Origin of the sequence: Xanthovirga aplysinae, from assembly GCF_009711365.1 — a bacterium.
Taxonomy (GTDB): domain Bacteria; phylum Bacteroidota; class Bacteroidia; order Cytophagales; family Cyclobacteriaceae; genus Xanthovirga; species Xanthovirga aplysinae.
Map to the genome: position 1 here is coordinate 1 of NZ_SMMB01000285.1, position 988 is coordinate 988.

Annotated in this window: 1 protein-coding gene; it reads right to left on the bottom strand. The window is 32.4% G+C overall.

Going from position 1 to position 988, the window contains the following annotated elements:
- Nucleotides 1-716 precede the first annotated feature (716 nt).
- Nucleotides 717-988: GNAT family N-acetyltransferase (locus E1171_RS00765; protein ID WP_155203135.1), on the bottom strand; the 272-nt coding region annotated here is incomplete at its 5' end.

The following is a 988-nucleotide window of genomic DNA, read 5'->3' on the forward strand; positions in this document are numbered from 1 at the left end:
AGAGTATTTAAAATTTAGAGTATTTAAAATGAAATAATAATACATATTGCACTGGTATTTTTATAACTATCTAAAATGAGCAATTAAGAAAATCTACCCATATTTTAAGGCTCCTAGCAATGAACAGGATGCAAGCCGGGTCAAGGAGAAATTAGAAAGGTTTGTTGATGATAAAGGTTTTTCAATTTCTCTTTTGTTCCTGGAGAACGAATCAAGAGGCAGGCTTCACCGGCCGAAATTATTTAAAATCCTAGCGGTAGCCGAAAAAAGAGGTGTTTTACTCTTTGAACAGGTCGAACAAGTCAATAAAATCAGCCGGTTAAATTCTGAAAATTGACAGGTCTTAAAACAAAAAATCACTACTAACGGAATCCTTATAGTTTCCCTTAACCTTCCTATAAGTTATCGTTTCTCCCTCAAGTGAATCCTTGATGCTCTAAATGCAATGATGCTGGATATTCTAGCTGCTATGGACAGTAAGAATTATTAAAACAGGAGAAAATGGAAATCCGAAGGGGTAAAAAAAGCCAAAGGGCATTTGTAAATAGTAAGTGTCGTAGACAGAGCTTGAAATTGCAACTGAAAATAGAAGAATTATTATTAGACGATAAGAGTTACAGTGCAATTCAGAATATTATTGGATGTTCCATACCTACTTAATCTTAAGCCAAGAAGCAATTAATAAAAGTAAATTAATCGGTTTCAGATTGAATACTTTAGGTAATCTTCAACTTATAGTTTCCATATTTCAAAAAATACAATGGATAATTTAACAAGTCTGTATAATCAATGACTTTAAAGCCATTCTTGGTGTAAAATTCTAGATTGCTTTTGGTTGTGGTCTCTAGATAAAATGGTTTAGTGGAATTTTTATATCTTTCTAAAACTTGCAATAATAACTTCTTCCCTATTCCTTTACCTTGGGATTCAGGACTAACTGCCATTAACCAAAAATGAATAAATGGGTCTTCAGGATGCTTTTTTTTGA